Origin of the sequence: Kibdelosporangium philippinense, assembly GCF_021390435.2 — a bacterium.
GTDB classification, from domain to species: Bacteria; Actinomycetota; Actinomycetes; order Mycobacteriales; family Pseudonocardiaceae; genus Kibdelosporangium; species Kibdelosporangium philippinense.
This window is the reverse complement of sequence record NZ_JAJVCN010000002.1, coordinates 920,201-936,865: the sequence shown is the minus strand read 5'-3', so window position 1 is coordinate 936,865 and position 16,665 is coordinate 920,201. Positions and strand designations below refer to the sequence as shown.

Sequence of the window (16,665 nt, the reverse complement as noted above, 5' to 3'; positions counted from 1 at the left end):
TGATCCGTCAGGACTCGTCCTTCTTCTCGGACTTCTCCTCGGCGGTGTCCTCGTCAGCCTTGGCCTCGGCCGGAGCCTCGGTGTCGGCGTCCTCGACCTTGGTCACGTCGGCGTCGGCCTCGGCCACTGCCTCAGTGCTGGTCTCCTCCGCCGTCGGCTCGTCGGCCTTCTTGGCGAACTTGGTGCCGCGGGCCTTCTCCGCCTCGCTGGTCACGGTCTTCTCGTTGACCAGCTCGATGATCGCCATCTTGGCGTTGTCGCCCTTGCGCGGCAACGTCTTGACGATCCGGGTGTAGCCGCCGTCGCGGTCGATGAAGAACGGGCCGATCTCGGCCAGCAACCGGTGCACGACATCCTTGTTGCGGATCACCTTGGTGATCTCGCGACGGTGGTGCAGTGCGGCCGGGCTGGTCTTGAAGCCGCTCTCGCTGTACTTGTCCTTGCGCTCGGCCTCGGGAGTCGCCTTGGCGTACTCCTCGTTGGCCAGGTGCGCGTGCTTCGCCTTGGTGATCAGGCGCTCGGCCAACGGGCGCAGCCGCTTGGCCTTGGCCTCCGTGGTGGTGATCCGGCCGTGCGTGAACAGCGAGGTGGCCAGGTTGGCCAGCAACATCCGTTCGTGCGCCGGAGACCCGCCGAGGCGGCGACCCTTCGTGGGGGTGGGCATTTCCTAGCTCCTAGATATGTCCGCTCTTGAGCGTCCACAAGGGACTCAGAGCTGCTCCGTCTCGGCGTAGTCCTGGCCGTCGTCGTGGCTGGTGTCGACACCACTGTCCGCCGTAGCCCAAGCGCCCTCGACCGGGTAGTCGGCGGCCGCGGCCGTCGGGTCGAACCCGGGGGGGCTGTCCTTGAGCGCGAGGCCGAGGCTGACGAGCTTCATCTTGACCTCGTCGATCGACTTCGCACCGAAGTTACGGATGTCCAGCAGGTCCGCCTCGCTGCGCGAAACCAGCTCACCCACGGTGTGGATGCCCTCGCGCTTGAGGCAGTTGTACGAACGGACCGTCAGGTCGAGGTCCTCGATCGGCATCGCGTAGGCGGCGATGGTGTCCGCCTCCGCGGGCGACGGGCCGATCTCGATGCCCTCGGCATCGACATTCAGCTCCCGTGCGAGGCCGAAGAGCTCGACCAGGGTCTTACCAGCCGATGCCACCGCGTCGCGCGGCGTGATCGACGGCTTGGACTCGACGTCCAGGATCAGCTTGTCGAAGTCCGTGCGCTGCTCGACACGAGTCGCCTCGACCTTGTAGGTCACCTTCAGCACCGGCGAGTAGATCGAGTCGACCGGGATCCGGCCGATCTCGGCACCTGCCTGCTTGTTCTGCACCGCGGGCACGTAACCACGGCCCCGCTCGACGACCAGCTCGATCTCCAGCTTGCCCTTGCCGTTCAGCGTGGCGATGTGCAGATCGGGGTTGTGCACGGTGACACCGGCCGGCGGCACGATGTCTCCGGCGGTGACCTCACCAGGGCCCTGCTTGCGCAGGTACATGGTGACCGGCTCGTCCTCTTCGGACGAAACGACGAGCTCCTTGAGGTTCAGGATGATGTCGGTGACGTCTTCCTTCACCCCGGGAACGGTGGTGAACTCGTGCAGCACGCCGTCGATGCGGATGCTGGTGACCGCGGCGCCGGGGATCGACGACAGCAGGGTCCGGCGCAGCGAGTTGCCGAGCGTGTAGCCGAAGCCAGGCTCAAGCGGCTCGATGACAAACCGGGACCTGGTCTCGCTGACCGGCTCCTCGGCGAGGCTGGGACGCTGTGAGATAAGCACTTTCTTCGTTTCCTTCCCTGAGGCACCCGCTATTTGATGCCTGGAAATGGAGCCCCGGCGCTATCGGAACGCCGGGGCGTCAACAAGTCTTACTTCGAGTAGAACTCGACGATCAGCTGTTCCTGGACGGGCACGTCGATCTGCGCCCGCTCCGGCCGCTGGTGCACCAGGATCCGCAGGTTCGACGGCACCAGCTGCAGCCAAGCCGGGATCGGCCGGTCGCCGATGGTCGCCTTGGCGACCTCGAACGGCAGCGTCGGCAGCGACTTCGGCTTGACGTCGATGATGTCGAACTTGGTGACCTGGTAGCTCGGCACGTTCACCTTCACGCCGTTGACGATGAAGTGACCGTGGCTGACGAGCTGACGCGCCTGGCGACGGGTACGCGCGAGGCCCGCGCGGTACACCACGTTGTCCAAACGCGACTCCAGCAGCTGGAGCAGGACCTCACCGGTCTTGCCCTGCTGGCGGACGGCCTCGTCGTAGTACTTGCGGAACTGACGCTCGAGAACGCCGTAGGTGAAGCGAGCCTTCTGCTTCTCCTGCAGCTGAAGCAGGTACTCGCTCTCCTTGATCCGGCCACGGCCGTGCTGGCCGGGCGGGTAGGGGCGACGCTCGAACGCCTTGTCGCCACCGACGAGGTCAACCTTGAGCCGCCGCGACTTGCGCGTCGCGGGTCCCGTGTAACGAGCCATGTGTTCTTACTCCTCCCCGTGCCTCAGACCCGGCGCCGCTTGGGCGGGCGGCAGCCGTTGTGGGGCTGCGGGGTCACGTCCTGGATCGTGCCGACCTCGAGGCCGGCTGCCTGCAGCGAACGGATCGCGGTCTCCCTGCCGGAGCCCGGGCCCTTGACGAACACGTCGACCTTCTTCATGCCGTGTTCGGCGGCCTTGCGGGCGGCGTTCTCCGCGGCCATCTGGGCGGCGAACGGCGTGGACTTACGCGAGCCCTTGAAGCCGACGTGGCCGCTGGACGCCCAGCTGATCACGTTGCCCTGCGGGTCGGTGATCGAGACGATCGTGTTGTTGAACGTGCTCTTGATGTGAGCATGCCCGTGGGAGATGTTCTTCTTTTCCTTGCGCCGCACTTTCTTGACGGCGCCAGTACGAGACTTCGGTGGCATTTCTTCGGGTTTCTCCTACTTGGAAGCGCGAGTGGGTGAAGGAGCGACAGACCCGCGCCGGATACGCGTCCCGGCGTCGAGGTACAGGTCCCGCAGCGCCTCTGGGCGGGCGTTCTGCGGGGCGACGAGGGTGGCCCGCATGGCGGACCGGCCACGCCGCGACTGCGTGACGAGCTTGAGCGTCCTGCCGCAGTACTGGCTCACTTCTTTCCGGCCTTCTTCTTGCCGGCGACCGTCTTCTTGGGACCCTTGCGGGTGCGTGCGTTGGTCTTGGTCCGCTGACCGCGGACTGGCAGACCACGACGCCAGCGCAGGCCCTCGTAGCAGCCGATCTCCATCTTCCGGCGAATGTCGGCCTGGACCTCACGGCGGAGGTCACCCTCGACCTTGAAGTGCTCCTCGATGTAGTCCCTGAGCTTCAGGACGTCCTCATCGGACAGATCCTTCACCCGCAGGTCGGGAGACAACTCGGTCGCGTTCAGCAGCTCCTTGGAGCGGGTACGCCCGATGCCAAAGATGTAGGTAAGGGCGATCTCCAACCGCTTCTCGCGGGGGAGGTCTACGCCCATGAGTCGTGCCATTTCGGCGCTTTCTCCTTAAGGATCTTCTTCAGGTCTGCTCCCTGACCGCCCCGGGTTGACTCACTGAGCCCGGGCCCCGGCCTGAAGTCCGGGGGCACGCCGGATCCGTGTGATCCGGCAGGTCATAGGAGGTCCTCTGTGTTGTTGTTCAGCCCTGGCGCTGCTTGTGACGCAAGTTCTCGCAGATCACCATGACGCGACCGTGCCGGCGGATCACCTTGCACTTGTCGCAGATCTTCTTGACGCTCGGCTGGACCTTCACGCCTCAGCTCTCCTGTTCAAGCCTGGTAAAGGTCACTACTTGTAGCGGTAGACGATGCGCCCACGGGTCAGGTCATACGGCGAAAGCTCCACCACGACCCGGTCCTCAGGCAGGATACGGATGTAGTGCTGCCGCATCTTGCCACTGATGTGCGCGAGAACCTTGTGACCGTTCTCCAGCTCAACGCGGAACATCGCGTTGGGGAGGGGTTCGACCACGCGACCCTCGACTTCGATGGCCCCGTCTTTCTTGCCCATGTCCTCCGCGTTTCGTGACGGTGACTTACTTCCTACAAGGGCACGCCAAGAGTCGGACACGCGAGCGTTCATCAGATGAAAAACCGCACAACGAGACCGGCGCTACGTGCGCGCCACCAATCAAGTGTACGCACCCTGCGTCCGGACCCCAAATCGGGGGTCCTAGCTGCGGGTACGTCCAACACCCAACCACCAGAGTACGCCGAGAACGGCCCCTGGCGGCAGCATCGGCCAGAGGAACCACGGGTAGGCCGGGTCGAGGCTGATCAGCGAGACCATGAGCCAAATCACCAGGTTGATGGCGCTGACCGACAGCCAGATGGCTGTCAGAACGCGCATCGCCTTGCGGGCGTTGTCCGGCTTGGGCGGGGGTGGCGGCGGGGCGGGCGCGGGCAGGTCCCTGATCAGGGTGGCCAGGTCGCGTCGGGTTTTCGTCAACCAAAGGTTCGCCAGACGTTCGTCCAGCTCGGTCAGGGTGAGGCTGCCGTCGGTGTGCGCCATCCGCAGCCTTGCTTCCACGGCCTTGCGGTCCAGATCGGTCACACGGACGAGGTCAGGGGCGAAGTCGTCGGTCACCCTGACAATGGTCCCCGCGCAAGACCCGCAGGTGGATGGCGCAATCCCTACGTTTTCGGTAGGGCTGCCCCTACCCCAGAACGCCGTGTCCACCGTTCCGGCACACCGTGTCCACCATTGCTGAAGGCCGTGTCCACCATTGCAGCACAACGAGTTGCACGTTCCAGCACACCGAAATCCCCGCCGCTGGTGGCGATGTGGATTTCATGGTGCCGGAAAGGAGGACACGATGTGCCGGAACGGTCGACACGGTGTGCGGCAAAGGTCGACACGGTGTCGCAATGTGTATTTCGGTGTGTCGGAACGGTGGACACGGCCGCAAGGAACGGTGGACACGGTGTGTCGGAACGGTGGACACGCCGGTTTCGGGGTGGTTATTCAGGGGCGGTGAGGATCCAGGGGCCGTCGGCGGTGATGGCGACGCTGTGCTCCCAGTGGGCGGCGCGGGAACCGTCCTCGGTCACGACTGTCCAGCCGTCGTCGAGCTCGTCGGTGTCGTGGTCGCCGAGGCTCAACATCGGCTCCACGGCGATCGCCATGCCTTCGACCAGGCGCGGGCCCTTGCCCGGCTTGCCGTAGTTCGACAGGTACGGCTCCATGTGCATCTCGGTCCCGATGCCGTGGCCGCCGTAATCGCGGATGATGCCGTACTTGACGCCGTCTGCCTTCGCCGAACGCAGGATCGACTGTTCGATGGCGTGCGAGACGTCCGACAGGCGAGCGCCGACAACCAAGGCTTCCGCGCCTGCGTACAGGGCCACGCGTGTCGCCTCGGACAGCAAAGCGTCCTCGGGGCGGATCGAGCCCGCGGCCACCGTCACGGCCGCGTCGCCGTGCCAGCCTTCGAGGATCGCGCCGCAGTCGATCGAGATCAGGTCACCCTCGGCGAGCACCTGGTCAAGAGCAGGGATGCCGTGGACGACCTGCTCGTTCACCGACGCGCAGATCGATGCCGGGTAGTCATGGTAGCCCTTGAAGGACGGGATCGCGCCCGCGTCCCTGATCGTCTGCTCGGCGAGCTCGTCCAGCTCTCCCGTGCTCACGCCGGGTTTGACCGCCTTGGTCAGCAGGTCGAGCGTTCGTGCGACGACCAAGCCCGCCGCACGCATCGCTTCGAGCTCACCGCGGGACTTGATCTCGATCATCGACTGGCGCCCGCGCAACATGCCGAGCAGGCCACCCCTGCTCACTTGTCCAGCGCGTTGAGCACGCGGTTGGTCACTTCGTCGACGTCGCCGACCGCGTCGACCGTCACCACGATGTCGCGGTAGAAGTTCAGCAGTGGCTCGGTCTCCGAGCGGTACACGTGCTGGCGGTGCCGGATGACTTCTTCGTTGTCGTCCTTGCGGCCGCGGCCGAGCAGGCGGGCGACAACGACGTCTTCGTCGATCTGGAACTCGACGACCGCGTCCAGCTTGTGGCCGGACTCGGCGAGGATCTCGCCGAGCACTTCGGCCTGCGGGATGTTGCGGGGGAAACCGTCGAGGATGAAACCTCGCTTGGTGTCTTCTTCGGCGAGCCGCTCGTGGACCATCTCGTTGGTGACTTCGTCCGGCACCAGTTTGCCCTCGTCGAGGAACGCCTGGACGCTGCGGCCGAGCTCTGTCCCGTCCCCGATGTGGGCACGGAACAGATCACCGGTGGAGATGTGGGGCACGCCGAGCTTTGCGCTGAGCGTCCCGGCCTGCGTGCCCTTGCCCGCACCAGGCGGGCCGACCAGAACGAGTCGTGTCACCTGAGGAACCCTTCGTAGTTACGTTGCATGAGCTGGCTCTCGATCTGCTTCACGGTGTCGAGGCCGACGCCGACCATGATCAGTACCGCGGTACCACCGAACGGGAAGTTCTGGTTGTTCCCCGATCCAGTCACCGAGAGGAAGAAGTTCGGCAGGATCGCGATGATGCCAAGGTAGATCGAGCCGGGCAGGGTAATGCGGCTCAGCACGTAACTCAGGTATTCCGAGGTTGGACGTCCAGGGCGGATGCCGGGGATGAAGCCACCGAACTTCCGCATCTCCTCAGCACGCTCGTTCACGTTGAACGTGATCGTGATGTAGAAGTACGTGAAGAAGATGATCAGCGAGAAGTACACCAGGATGTGCACCCAGCTGTCCTGCTGGACCAGGTAGGTCTGGATCCAGCGCTGCCAGCCGGAGTCCTGTGCGCCGCCGATCAGTCGGGCGATCAGGTCGGGCAGGTAGAGCAGCGACGACGCGAAGATCACCGGGATGACACCGGCCTGGTTGACCTTCAGCGGCAGGTAGGTCGAGGTGCCGCCGTACATCCGGCGGCCGATCATGCGCTTGGCGTACTGGACCGGGATGCGGCGCTGGCCCTGCTCCATGAACACGACGCTGGCGATGATCGCGAGACCGAACAGGCAGATCACGGTGAAGGTGATCGGGCCCTTGTCCCAGATGATCTTGCCCTCGAACGGGATGCGGGCCGCGATGTTCACGAACATCAGCAGCGACATGCCGTTGCCGATGCCGCGCTCGGTGATCAGCTCACCCAGCCACATGATCACGGCTGTACCGGCGGTCATCGTGATGACGATGATGACCAGCGTCCAGATGCCGTCGCCGGGGATGATGTCCTGCGGGCACTCGCCGAACAGCTGACCGCGGTCGGCCAGCGCCACGATGCCGGTGGCCTGCAGGATCGCCAGCGCGATGGTCAGGTAGCGGGTGTACTGGGTCAGCTTGCCCTGTCCCGCCTGGCCTTCCTTCTTCAGCTGTTCGAACCGCGGAATGACCACGGTGAGCAGCTGGATGATGATGCTCGCCGTGATGTACGGCATGATGCCCAGCGCGAAAACGGACAGCTGGAGCAAAGCACCACCGCTGAACAGGTTCAGCAGCGAGTAGATGCCGTCCTGCTGGACGTTGGCCATACAGGCCTGCACGTTCGGGTACGAAACACCCGGCGAAGGCAGCAGGGCACCCACCCGGTACAGCACAATGATCCCGAGTGTGAACAGGATCTTCTTGCGCAGATCCGGCGTCGCGAGAGCCGAGCGGAAGGCGCCTAGCACGCAAGACCTCCTCGCGTCACCGGCATCCTGCCGGCGAACGACTGGGCCGGTGATTGCACCGGCGGGAACACAAGCCACGAACGCTTCGGGGCGCGTTTGTCCCGAAGCGTGTTCTCGACTCTAACAGCCTCACATGAGGGCTCCGCACCCCCGTCCGGCGCATTGATCAGTTCGCTGCTGGCGGAAGCGCGCTGGGATCACCGGCCGGCCAGTTGCGTGGATCCGGACCGAGCGCGTTGAGCTGGGGCAACTGCAGTTCAGCCCATGGCGAGAGCTTCCGGACGGGTGGCCACGCGACCCATTCGAACTCCTCGACCTCGGCAGGGTCGGGCTTCGGTTCATCGCTGACCGTGACCCGGTAGACGGGACACATCTCGTTCTCGACAACGCCATCCGGCATCGCGACCCGGTAGCGGAACGACGGCAGCACGAGCTCGATCGTGTCGACATCGAGACCAAGCTCGGTCTTCAGCCTGCGGATAACAGCGTCACGTATCGCCTCGCCGGGCGCGGGGTGGCCGCAGCAGGAATTGGTCCAGACACCTGGCCACGTCCGCTTGGACAGCGCCCTGCGGGTCAGCAGGAACCGGTTCTGCTCGTCGAAGACGTACGACGAGAACGCGAGATGCAGCGGAGTCTGTTCATGGTGGACCGTTGCCTTATCCGCGGTGCCGATGGCCTGCCCGGCCTCGTCAAGTAAGACGACCTGCTCCATGCGGATAGACAGTAATCGTTCAGCTCTCGTCCGCCGGTGGCTGCACTGGCACGGCGATGCCGGACGGCGGCGTCTCAGGCTCGCGGTATCGCGTGGGCAATCCGGCGATGGCGGTGGCGGCCAATGCGAGGAACGTCCCCGCGGCCATCATCCAGAACCCGAGGCCGACGGTCGTGTCGACGCGGGCGCCGGGCAATCCGGTCGCCCGGAAGGTGTCCATCCAGTTGGTCAGCTGAGGCAGGACTGTGACGGCGACGCCGAGCGTGAACGCGGCCGCGATGGCCATGCTTGTGGCAGCAACACGCCGATTGCCTTGTGTGGCAGCGATACGCGCGCCGACGAACGTGAGGATCGTTGCCACGAAGAGCATGACTGCGGCGAAGATCAGGCCGTAGGCGTTCACGACGATCGCGCCGACGCGTGCTGGCGCGTCAGTCTCGAAGCCCCAGCCGTCGAAGGTCATCGTGAAGTTGGCCGTGCTGGAGATCAGGCGGCCGATGAACAACGGGTAGAAGGGCGAGACCAACAGCAGGATCGCCGAGACCAGCGCGAACAGGGCGCCGACCAGGCGTCGCGGTTGCCACATGACACAGAGCGTGACAGACCGACGACACAACCCGATCACGGCACGGCGACTGGCGCCCGTTTGCGTTTCGTGGCGAAGCGGCCGCGACGAACACCAGGATGCCAAGGAGCAAGCACCAGCCGCCGAGCCCGATGTCGAAAAGCCGGAAACCAGACTGGTCGGTCGCCGGGAACGCCGTGAAATAGACGGGCACCATGGCTACGAAGAGCGACACCATGCCGACGTTGAACGCCGCGCTGGTGACGAGAAGAACCATCCGGCCTGCGGTCCGGCGAGCGGCGAACAGTCCGCCGACCAACGCCAGAGCCGCACCGACCAGCAGCTGGAACCCGGTCACCAGCCCGTCCCACGTCGACGGCATCTGCCTTGACTGAGCTACCCCAAGTTCGAGGGTGACCTCGGCGCCCCACGCACCGCCCGTTGCCTCGAAGTAGTCGCCGGGCGCGTCCTCCCACGTGGCCCCGAAGTGCGGCAGGAGCGCTGCGAGCGTGAGCAAAGCCGCGGCCACCAACGACAAACTTGGTAGCCAAGCCCCAATGGCGGTTCGAGAGATCCATGGCTGGCGGCGGCAGTACGACGGCAACCGCGGCGACCACCAGCAGTTGCCCGACGCCAAGGCACCAGAAACCAGTTCCGACAACCGTGGCGCCCTCGAATGCCGGATAGCGGTGGAAATAGCTGCCCACTGTGGAAATCGTGATCGCCGCGATGCCGACGTTGACCCCAGCGGCCGCGGCGAGCAGGACAACACGGCCCCTACTGACCAGCCCCGCCACCAGCGCGAGAACGGCACCGGCGAGCTGCTGGTAGCCGGTGATCAGCACACCGTTCCAGCCGTTGATCGCGACTTCACCCACGAACAACGGAAGGAACGCCGCCGCCACGAAGAACGTGGCCGCGAGCAACGACAGCGACGTGCTCACGGCCCAGCGGCGGCTCGAAAGTTCCATGGCGAGACCTTGGCTGCGGATCAACTGGGCGACAAGCGGCCAACCAGCGTATTCAAGCTATGGGCACAGGTTTGCGGCGGGAGATGGCGATCGCGGCGAAGAGGGCGATGAGCAGTCCGGCGAACCCACACCAGACACCAAGCCTGATTCCCAGCCCGTCGAGGATGACCAGCGTCTGCACGGTTTCCACGGTGATGCTGGCGTTGAACGCCACCGCCGCGACGAGCAGGATCATCCCGCGCGTTCGGCGGGTCACTGCGAGCAGACCGGCGGCCAACGTCAAAGCCGCGCCGAACAGCTGCTGGTACACGTGGGAAAACCCGAGATCCCAGAAGGGGTTCGATTCCACCGGCTCCACCGGCTGGGACAGCGGCACAATCGGCGCCAGCGCCAACAATGCCGCTGCCACCAACGCGAGCGTGGCGCCGAGGCCCCATCGGCGGTCCCTGAGATCCATCGCAACCGGTGGCAGCACGGCGACAGCGGCGGCGATGGCCAGCACCAGACCCGCCACCAGGCACCAGAAACCCGAGCCCGGCTCTGGCTGACCATCGACCGGGTAGTCCAGGAGCCTGATCACGGCTGAACCGACGATCGTCGCCACCCCAAGGTTGAACGCGGCCGAACCGACCAGCAGGACGACACCGCCTTTACGCCCCTTGCCCGGCGCCGAGAGCGCGGCGGCCAACGCGGCGACGAAAGCTAGCAGGACCCCGGCCAACTGCGGGAAAGCCGTGCCACCGCCGGCCAGGGCGGTCAGACTCACGCCGAACGAAATATCCGGCTCGAACAGGCCGGATGGCACGACGCCGATGTCACCGACGACCAACGGGACGAACACCGCCACACCGAAGAGCACGCCCGCGAGCAGAGACAGCACGGCGCTGGCGTGCCAGCGGCCGTTCCGAGGATCCATGGCGTGACCATGGTCGTCGATCAGCTGCGCGGCAAGCGGCCAAGCAGGGTATTCATGCGCGTGAGCGGGGCACAGACGGCCAGCAGGACGCCGCCAACCAAGCACCAGAAACCGGGCCCGAGGTCGGCCTTGTCGCTGGCCACCGCGTACAGCGTCAGCAACATCCACGCGACCGCGAGGTTGAACGCGCCGGACGCCACCGAGAGCACGCCGTTGCGACGGAACGCAAGCAGTCCGGCAGCCAATGCCAGAACAACACCGAACAGCTGTGGATAGATCGCGCTCGGCCAGCCAACGACGACGACGGGCGCATCAGGGCCGAACTTCGACGAGCTGACATACAGCGGAAGAAATGCCGCGAGGGCGAGTAAAACGGCCGCCAGCAACGACAACACGGCACTCACCAGCCAGCCGCGGTTCGAGTGATCCATGGCCCGCAACCTTGGCGGGGTGTGCGGTGAGGCGGCAACCGGGTTCAGCCCAAAGCAAAAGGCTGGCAGGACGAATCCCGGCGAGCCCTTTTCGTTGCACGGCAAGGGCTCGCCCTGGCCAACCCTGTTCAACACAGCAAAAGGCCCGCCAAGTCGGAGACCTGGCGGGCCTTTTTCAGCGCTGGGGCGTCACAGCTTGTTGATCGTGCCGCCCGCACCGGTGATCTTCTCGACGGCGCTGCCGGAGAAGGCGTGGACGGTGACGTCCAGCTTCACACCGGCGACGTCGCCGTCACCGAGGACCTTGACGAGCTGGCCCTTGCGGACCGCGCCCTTCTCGACCAGGTCGAGCACGCCGACCTTGCCGCCCTCAGGGAACAGCGAGGCCAGGTCGCCGACGTTGACGATCTGGTACTCCACGCGGAAGCGGTTCTTGAAGCCCTTGAGCTTCGGCAGCCGCATGTGGATGGGCATCTGCCCACCTTCGAAGCGCGCGGGCACGTTCTTGCGTGCCTTCGTGCCCTTCGTACCGCGACCAGCGGTCTTGCCCTTCGAGCCTTCACCACGGCCGACGCGGATCTTGTCGGACTTGGCACCGGGCGCTGGGCGCAGGTGATGGAGTTTGATGGCCATCAGTCGTTGACCTCCTCGACGACCACCAGGTGGCGGACCGTGTGGATCAGGCCGCGGACCTGGGGGGTGTCGTCACGCACCACGCTCTGGCGGATCTTGCGCAGCCCGAGGGTGCGCAGCGACTCGCGGTGGTTGTGCTTGGTGCCGATCTTGCTCTTGACCTGGGTGATCTGCAGCTTTGCCATGTCACGCTCCAGCCTGTGCACGAGCGCGCAGCATGGCGGCGGGAGCGACGTCCTCGAGCGGCAGACCGCGGCGGGCGGCCACCTCCTCCGGACGCTGCAGGCCCTTCAGCGCGGCGACGGTCGCGTGCACGATGTTGATGGCGTTGTCGCTACCGAGCGACTTCGACAGCACATCGTGAACGCCCGCGCACTCCAGCACGGCGCGCACCGGGCCACCGGCGATGACACCGGTACCGGCGCTGGCCGGACGCAGGAGCACGACGCCGGCGGCGTCCTCGCCCTGGATCGGGTGCGGGATGGTGCCTGCGATACGGGGAACGCGGAAGAAGTTCTTCTTGGCTTCCTCAACGCCCTTGGCGATCGCGGCTGGCACCTCCTTGGCCTTGCCGTAGCCGACACCGACCTGACCGTCGCCGTCACCGACGACCACCAGAGCGGTGAAGCTGAAGCGACGACCACCCTTCACGACCTTGGCGACGCGGTTGATCGCAACCACGCGCTCGAGGTGCGGGGTCTTCTCCTGGGCCGCGCCGCCACGGCCACCGTCGCGACGGTCCCTGCGGTCCCGGCGGTCGCCGCGGTCGTTGCCGCCCTGACCACCCTGCTGACCGCCGAAGCCGCCACCCTGCCGTGTACGTCCCGGCATCAGGCGTTCCTTCCGTTCTCGATTCCTCGGGTCTGGTTCATCAGAACTCCAGCCCCGCCTCACGGGCCGCGTCGGCGAGCGCCGCGATCCGGCCGTGGTAGTCGTAGCCACCCCGGTCGAACACGACCTTGTCGACGCCCTTGTCCTTGGCGCGGGCCGCGATCAGCTGGCCGACCTTGGCGGCCTTGGCCTTCTTGTCGCCGTCCAGCGCACGCACGTCGGCCTCGAAGGAGGTCGCCGCCGCGATGGTCAGCCCGGCAAGGTCGTCGATCAGCTGCACGGCGATGTGCCGCGAGGACCGGTTGACGACCAGGCGCGGACGAGCCGGCGTGCCGCTGATCTTCTTGCGGAGCCGGAAGTGACGACGCGTGCGGGCAACACGGCGGCGCGTGGAGATGTCCTTGCCGACCGGCTTGCGCTTGGTAACTGTCGCTTCGCTCATGTCACTTACCCGTCTTTCCGACCTTGCGGCGGATCTTCTCGCCCGCGTAGCGGACGCCCTTGCCCTTGTAGGGGTCGGGCTTGCGCAGCTTGCGGATGTTGGCCGAGACCTCACCGACGAGCTGCTTGTCGATCCCGCTGACCGAGAACCGCGTGGGCGTCTCGACCGTGAAAGTGATCCCCTGCGGCGCGACCACCTTGATCGGGTGGCTGTAGCCGAGCGCGAACTCCAGGTCGGAACCCTTGAGCTGGACGCGGTAACCGACGCCGTGGATCTCCAGCTTCTTCTCGTAGCCCGCGGTGACGCCGACGACGAGGTTGTTCACGAGCGTGCGGGTCAGGCCGTGCAGGGCCCGGTTCTGCCGCTCGTCGTTGGGCCGCTTCACCTCGAGCGTGCCGTCCTCGGCGCGCTCAAGGGTGATCGGCTCGACAATGGTGTGCGTCAGAGTGCCCTTGGGCCCCTTGACGTTGACCGTCTGACCGTCGATCTTGACGTCGACCCCTGAGGGGACGGTGATCGGCAGCTTTCCGATGCGGGACATGCCTTCTCTCCTCCCCTTCAGTTACCAGACGTAGGCGAGGACTTCCCCGCCCACACCCTGCTTGTTGGCCTGCCGGTCGGTCACGAGGCCGGTCGACGTGGAGATGATCGCCACGCCGAGGCCGCCGAGGACCTTCGGAAGGTTGGTCGACTTCGCGTACACCCGCAGACCCGGCTTGGAGATCCGGCGAAGGCCGGCGATGCTCCGCTCACGGTTGGGGCCGTACTTCAGCTCCACGACCAGGTTCTTGCACTTCTCACCCTGCTCAGCGCGGTAACTCGCGATGTAGCCCTCACGCTTGAGGATCTCGGCGATGTTCGCCTTGATCTTCGAGTGCGGCAGGACGACCTCGTCGTGGTACGCCGAGTTCGCGTTGCGCAGACGGGTCAAGAAGTCTGCGATCGGGTCGGTCATCGTCATGGTGACCTGTCAACCTTTCTCGCCGGGGTTCCCCTCTTGACAAGGGGCCTACGGCGAAATGGGAGGTAGAGGCGGGTTCGCCTTTACCAGCTGGACTTGCTCACGCCGGGCAGCTCGCCGCGGTGCGCCATCTCGCGCAGGCAGATTCGGCACAGGCCGAACTTGCGGAACACCGAGTGCGGACGACCGCAGCGCTGGCAGCGGGTGTAGCCGCGAACCTTGAACTTCGGCTTCTGCGCGGCCTTGTGGATCAACGCCTTCTTGGCCATGGATCAGTTCTCCCGGAACGGGAAGCCCAAGCGCTTGAGCAGCGCCCGGCCCTCGTCGTCGTTGATGGCGGTGGTCACGATCGTGATGTCCATGCCGCGCTGGCGGTCGATCGCGTCCGGGTCGATCTCGTGGAACATCGACTGCTCGTTGAGACCGAACGTGTAGTTGCCGTTGCCGTCGAACTGCTTCGGCGACAGACCGCGGAAGTCACGGATACGCGGGAGGGCGATCGTCAGAAGACGGTCGAGGAACTCCCACATCCGGTCGCCACGCAGCGTGCAGCGGGCACCGATCGGCATGCCCTCACGCAGCTTGAACTGCGCGATGGACTTGCGGGCCTTGCGAACCTCCGGACGCTGGCCGGTGATGGTGGCCAGGTCGCGGACCGCGCCCTCGATCAGCTTGCCGTCACGGGCGGCGTCACCGACACCCATGTTCACGACGATCTTCACGACACCGGGGATCTGCATGACGTTCTCGTAGGAGAAGTCCTTGTGCAGAGCCGGGGCGATCTCCGAGCGGTACCGCGCCTTGAGCCGCGGGATGGTCTTCTCAGTGGTAGTCATGATCAGATCTCCTTCCCGTTGCCCTTGCCGCGGGCCACGCGAACCTTGCGGCCCTCGTCGTTGACCTCGTACCCGACGCGGACGGCCTTGCCGTCGGCGACGACCATGACGTTGGAGACGTGGATCGGTGCCTCCTGGGTCACGATCCCGCCGGACTGCGCGCCACGCTGGGTCTGAGTGATCTTGGTGTGCTTCTTGATCCGGTTGACGCCCTCGACAAGGACCTTGTTGTCCTTCGGGTAGGCCTGGATGACCTTGCCCTTGGCACCCTTGTCCTTGCCGGCGATGACGACGACCGTGTCGCCTTTCTTCACCTTCATGACTAGAGCACCTCCGGCGCCAACGAAATGATCTTCATGAACTTCTTGTCCCGCAGCTCGCGGCCGACCGGGCCGAAGATGCGGGTGCCACGCGGCTCGGTGTCGTTCTTGATGAGCACCGCGGCGTTCTCGTCGAACCGGATGTAGGAACCGTCCGGACGGCGGCGCTCCTTGGCGGTGCGCACGATGACGGCCTTGACGACGTCACCCTTTTTCACGCCGGCACCCGGGATGGCGTCCTTCACGGTGGCGACGATGATGTCGCCGATGCCCGCGTAGCGCCGACCCGAACCGCCGAGAACACGGATGCAAAGGATCTCCTTGGCACCGGTGTTGTCGGCGACGCGCAGCCGCGACTCCTGCTGAATCACTGTCTCTCCCTGACCCGTTGTGGCGTGGCAGATTTCCGACCTGACACGCGCGGTCACTGTTTATTTTCCGACCCCCCTTCGGGGGATCGCCCGCCCCCAACCGCAGGAGCTAATGCTTGTGTTACTTGGCCTTCTCGAGGATCTCGACCAGCCGCCACCGCTTGGTGGCCGACAGCGGCCGGGTCTCCATGAGCAGAACACGGTCGCCGACACCGGCGGTGTTCTCCTCGTCGTGCGCGGTCACCTTGGTGTTGGTGCGCATGACCTTGGCGTACCGCGGGTGCTTCTTGCTCTGCTCGAGGCGGACGACCACGGTCTTGTCCATCTTGTCGGACACGACGTAGCCCTCACGGACCTTGCGGCGACCGCGGGCCTCAGTCTCGTTCACGGTTGGCTCGGTCATGCGGCACCTTCGTTCGTAACTGTCTCGTCAGGGGAAGCCGACAAGCCCAGTTCGCGCTCCCGCATCACTGTGTAGATCTTGGCGATGTCCCGCCGGACCGTACGCAGCCGGCGGTTGTTGTCCAGCTGGCCGGTGGCCATCTGGAACCGGAGGTTGAACAGCTCCTCCTTGGCCTCGCGCAGGCGGAGCACCAGCTCCTCCTCGGTCAGCTCGCGCATCTCGGTCGCGGTCACTCCAGCAGCCATCAGAAGTCACCACCTTCACGAGTCACGATGCGGCACTTCATCGGCAGCTTGTGGATCGCACGGCGCAGTGCCTCACGCGCCACGGCCTCGTTCGGGAAGCTCATCTCGAACAGCACGCGACCCGGCTTGACGTTGACCACCCAGTACTCGGGCGACCCCTTACCGGAACCCATGCGGGTCTCGGCGGGCTTCTTGGTCAGCGGACGGTCAGGGAAGATCGGGATCCAGACCTTGCCACCACGGCGGATGTGCCGGTTGATGGCGATACGGGCGGACTCGATCTGCCTGTTGGTCACGTACGAAGGCTCGAGCGCCTGGATGCCGTACTCACCGAAGTTGACCTTGGTGCCACCCTTGGCGGCACCACTGCGCTTCGGCGAGTGCTGCTTGCGGTGCTTGACCTTGCGTGGGATGAGCACTGC

At 65.5% G+C, this 16,665-nt stretch carries 30 protein-coding genes; all 30 read right to left on the bottom strand.

Annotated features, from left to right (window positions below; genetic code table 11):
- Positions 1-7 precede the first annotated feature (7 nt).
- Complete coding sequence (locus LWC34_RS23460; RefSeq protein WP_233727302.1) at positions 8-664, bottom strand: bL17 family ribosomal protein; 657 nt, start codon at positions 662-664, stop codon at positions 8-10.
- A gap of 45 nt (positions 665-709) precedes the next feature.
- Positions 710-1,771, bottom strand: coding sequence for a DNA-directed RNA polymerase subunit alpha (locus tag LWC34_RS23455; RefSeq protein WP_233727301.1), 1,062 nt, complete (start codon positions 1,769-1,771; stop codon positions 710-712).
- A gap of 89 nt (positions 1,772-1,860) precedes the next feature.
- Complete coding sequence (gene rpsD / locus LWC34_RS23450; protein ID WP_233727300.1) at positions 1,861-2,466, bottom strand: 30S ribosomal protein S4; 606 nt, start codon at positions 2,464-2,466, stop codon at positions 1,861-1,863.
- Between the two features lie 23 nt (positions 2,467-2,489).
- Positions 2,490-2,894 carry a 30S ribosomal protein S11 gene (gene rpsK, locus LWC34_RS23445; RefSeq protein ID WP_033384187.1) on the bottom strand — a complete coding sequence of 135 codons (405 nt, stop codon included), beginning with the start codon at positions 2,892-2,894 and terminating at the stop codon, positions 2,490-2,492.
- 15 nt (positions 2,895-2,909) lie between these two features.
- The gene (locus tag LWC34_RS23440) at positions 2,910-3,098 is read right to left on the bottom strand and encodes a hypothetical protein (RefSeq protein ID WP_233727299.1); all 189 of its coding nucleotides are present in this window, start codon (positions 3,096-3,098) and stop codon (positions 2,910-2,912) included.
- Positions 3,095-3,475, bottom strand: a complete 381-nt coding sequence (rpsM, locus tag LWC34_RS23435; protein WP_233727298.1) for a 30S ribosomal protein S13 — start codon at positions 3,473-3,475, stop codon at positions 3,095-3,097. The genes LWC34_RS23440 and rpsM overlap by 4 nt, the downstream gene beginning before the upstream one ends.
- Before the next feature lie 148 nt (positions 3,476-3,623).
- The gene (gene rpmJ, locus LWC34_RS23430) at positions 3,624-3,737 is read right to left on the bottom strand and encodes a 50S ribosomal protein L36 (RefSeq protein ID WP_010148647.1); all 114 of its coding nucleotides are present in this window, start codon (positions 3,735-3,737) and stop codon (positions 3,624-3,626) included.
- Between the two features lie 35 nt (positions 3,738-3,772).
- Positions 3,773-3,994: a translation initiation factor IF-1 gene (gene infA, locus LWC34_RS23425; RefSeq protein WP_033384191.1), complete on the bottom strand. Its 222-nt coding sequence runs from the start codon at positions 3,992-3,994 to the stop codon at positions 3,773-3,775.
- A gap of 162 nt (positions 3,995-4,156) precedes the next feature.
- The gene (locus tag LWC34_RS23420) at positions 4,157-4,570 is read right to left on the bottom strand and encodes a DUF1707 SHOCT-like domain-containing protein (RefSeq protein ID WP_233727297.1); all 414 of its coding nucleotides are present in this window, start codon (positions 4,568-4,570) and stop codon (positions 4,157-4,159) included.
- A 374-nt stretch (positions 4,571-4,944) separates the two neighbouring features.
- Positions 4,945-5,715 carry a type I methionyl aminopeptidase gene (map, locus tag LWC34_RS23415; RefSeq protein WP_233728844.1) on the bottom strand — a complete coding sequence of 257 codons (771 nt, stop codon included), beginning with the start codon at positions 5,713-5,715 and terminating at the stop codon, positions 4,945-4,947.
- Between the two features lie 41 nt (positions 5,716-5,756).
- Positions 5,757-6,305 carry an adenylate kinase gene (locus tag LWC34_RS23410; protein WP_233727296.1) on the bottom strand — a complete coding sequence of 183 codons (549 nt, stop codon included), beginning with the start codon at positions 6,303-6,305 and terminating at the stop codon, positions 5,757-5,759.
- Positions 6,302-7,603 (bottom strand): preprotein translocase subunit SecY, encoded by a 1,302-nt coding sequence (secY, locus tag LWC34_RS23405; RefSeq protein ID WP_233727295.1) that lies wholly within the window; start codon positions 7,601-7,603, stop codon positions 6,302-6,304. The genes LWC34_RS23410 and secY overlap by 4 nt, the downstream gene beginning before the upstream one ends.
- Positions 7,604-7,769: 166 nt before the next feature.
- Positions 7,770-8,318 carry an isopentenyl-diphosphate Delta-isomerase gene (gene idi / locus LWC34_RS23400; RefSeq protein WP_233727294.1) on the bottom strand — a complete coding sequence of 183 codons (549 nt, stop codon included), beginning with the start codon at positions 8,316-8,318 and terminating at the stop codon, positions 7,770-7,772.
- 19 nt (positions 8,319-8,337) lie between these two features.
- Complete coding sequence (locus LWC34_RS23395; RefSeq protein ID WP_233727293.1) at positions 8,338-8,904, bottom strand: hypothetical protein; 567 nt, start codon at positions 8,902-8,904, stop codon at positions 8,338-8,340.
- A 35-nt stretch (positions 8,905-8,939) separates the two neighbouring features.
- Positions 8,940-9,854 (bottom strand): hypothetical protein, encoded by a 915-nt coding sequence (locus LWC34_RS23390; protein WP_233727292.1) that lies wholly within the window; start codon positions 9,852-9,854, stop codon positions 8,940-8,942.
- Between the two features lie 52 nt (positions 9,855-9,906).
- The gene (locus LWC34_RS23385) at positions 9,907-10,770 is read right to left on the bottom strand and encodes a hypothetical protein (RefSeq protein ID WP_233727291.1); all 864 of its coding nucleotides are present in this window, start codon (positions 10,768-10,770) and stop codon (positions 9,907-9,909) included.
- Positions 10,771-10,790: 20 nt separating this feature from the next.
- Positions 10,791-11,201 (bottom strand): hypothetical protein, encoded by a 411-nt coding sequence (locus LWC34_RS23380; RefSeq protein ID WP_233727290.1) that lies wholly within the window; start codon positions 11,199-11,201, stop codon positions 10,791-10,793.
- Between the two features lie 189 nt (positions 11,202-11,390).
- Positions 11,391-11,837, bottom strand: coding sequence for a 50S ribosomal protein L15 (rplO, locus tag LWC34_RS23375; protein WP_233728843.1), 447 nt, complete (start codon positions 11,835-11,837; stop codon positions 11,391-11,393).
- Positions 11,834-12,019, bottom strand: coding sequence for a 50S ribosomal protein L30 (rpmD, locus tag LWC34_RS23370; protein ID WP_054297492.1), 186 nt, complete (start codon positions 12,017-12,019; stop codon positions 11,834-11,836). Before rpmD ends, rplO begins: the two co-directional genes overlap by 4 nt.
- Before the next feature lies 1 nt (position 12,020).
- On the bottom strand, positions 12,021-12,665 hold the full coding sequence (gene rpsE, locus LWC34_RS23365) for a 30S ribosomal protein S5 (protein WP_173140150.1): 645 nt from the start codon (positions 12,663-12,665) through the stop codon (positions 12,021-12,023).
- Between the two features lie 40 nt (positions 12,666-12,705).
- Positions 12,706-13,107, bottom strand: a complete 402-nt coding sequence (rplR, locus tag LWC34_RS23360) for a 50S ribosomal protein L18 (RefSeq protein ID WP_233727289.1) — start codon at positions 13,105-13,107, stop codon at positions 12,706-12,708.
- A gap of 1 nt (position 13,108) precedes the next feature.
- Complete coding sequence (gene rplF / locus LWC34_RS23355; RefSeq protein ID WP_233727288.1) at positions 13,109-13,648, bottom strand: 50S ribosomal protein L6; 540 nt, start codon at positions 13,646-13,648, stop codon at positions 13,109-13,111.
- A 21-nt stretch (positions 13,649-13,669) separates the two neighbouring features.
- Positions 13,670-14,068 carry a 30S ribosomal protein S8 gene (gene rpsH, locus LWC34_RS23350; RefSeq protein ID WP_233727287.1) on the bottom strand — a complete coding sequence of 133 codons (399 nt, stop codon included), beginning with the start codon at positions 14,066-14,068 and terminating at the stop codon, positions 13,670-13,672.
- Between the two features lie 83 nt (positions 14,069-14,151).
- Positions 14,152-14,337, bottom strand: a complete 186-nt coding sequence (locus tag LWC34_RS23345) for a type Z 30S ribosomal protein S14 (protein WP_033384211.1) — start codon at positions 14,335-14,337, stop codon at positions 14,152-14,154.
- Between the two features lie 3 nt (positions 14,338-14,340).
- Positions 14,341-14,904 (bottom strand): 50S ribosomal protein L5, encoded by a 564-nt coding sequence (rplE, locus tag LWC34_RS23340; RefSeq protein WP_233727286.1) that lies wholly within the window; start codon positions 14,902-14,904, stop codon positions 14,341-14,343.
- 2 nt (positions 14,905-14,906) lie between these two features.
- On the bottom strand, positions 14,907-15,224 hold the full coding sequence (gene rplX / locus LWC34_RS23335; protein WP_233727285.1) for a 50S ribosomal protein L24: 318 nt from the start codon (positions 15,222-15,224) through the stop codon (positions 14,907-14,909).
- A gap of 2 nt (positions 15,225-15,226) precedes the next feature.
- Positions 15,227-15,595 carry a 50S ribosomal protein L14 gene (gene rplN, locus LWC34_RS23330; protein ID WP_033384214.1) on the bottom strand — a complete coding sequence of 123 codons (369 nt, stop codon included), beginning with the start codon at positions 15,593-15,595 and terminating at the stop codon, positions 15,227-15,229.
- Between the two features lie 121 nt (positions 15,596-15,716).
- Positions 15,717-15,998 carry a 30S ribosomal protein S17 gene (rpsQ, locus tag LWC34_RS23325; protein ID WP_233727284.1) on the bottom strand — a complete coding sequence of 94 codons (282 nt, stop codon included), beginning with the start codon at positions 15,996-15,998 and terminating at the stop codon, positions 15,717-15,719.
- Positions 15,995-16,243 (bottom strand): 50S ribosomal protein L29, encoded by a 249-nt coding sequence (rpmC, locus tag LWC34_RS23320; RefSeq protein WP_233727283.1) that lies wholly within the window; start codon positions 16,241-16,243, stop codon positions 15,995-15,997. Before rpmC ends, rpsQ begins: the two co-directional genes overlap by 4 nt.
- On the bottom strand, positions 16,243-16,662 hold the full coding sequence (rplP, locus tag LWC34_RS23315) for a 50S ribosomal protein L16 (RefSeq protein WP_033384217.1): 420 nt from the start codon (positions 16,660-16,662) through the stop codon (positions 16,243-16,245). Before rplP ends, rpmC begins: the two co-directional genes overlap by 1 nt.
- Positions 16,663-16,665 lie beyond the last annotated feature (3 nt).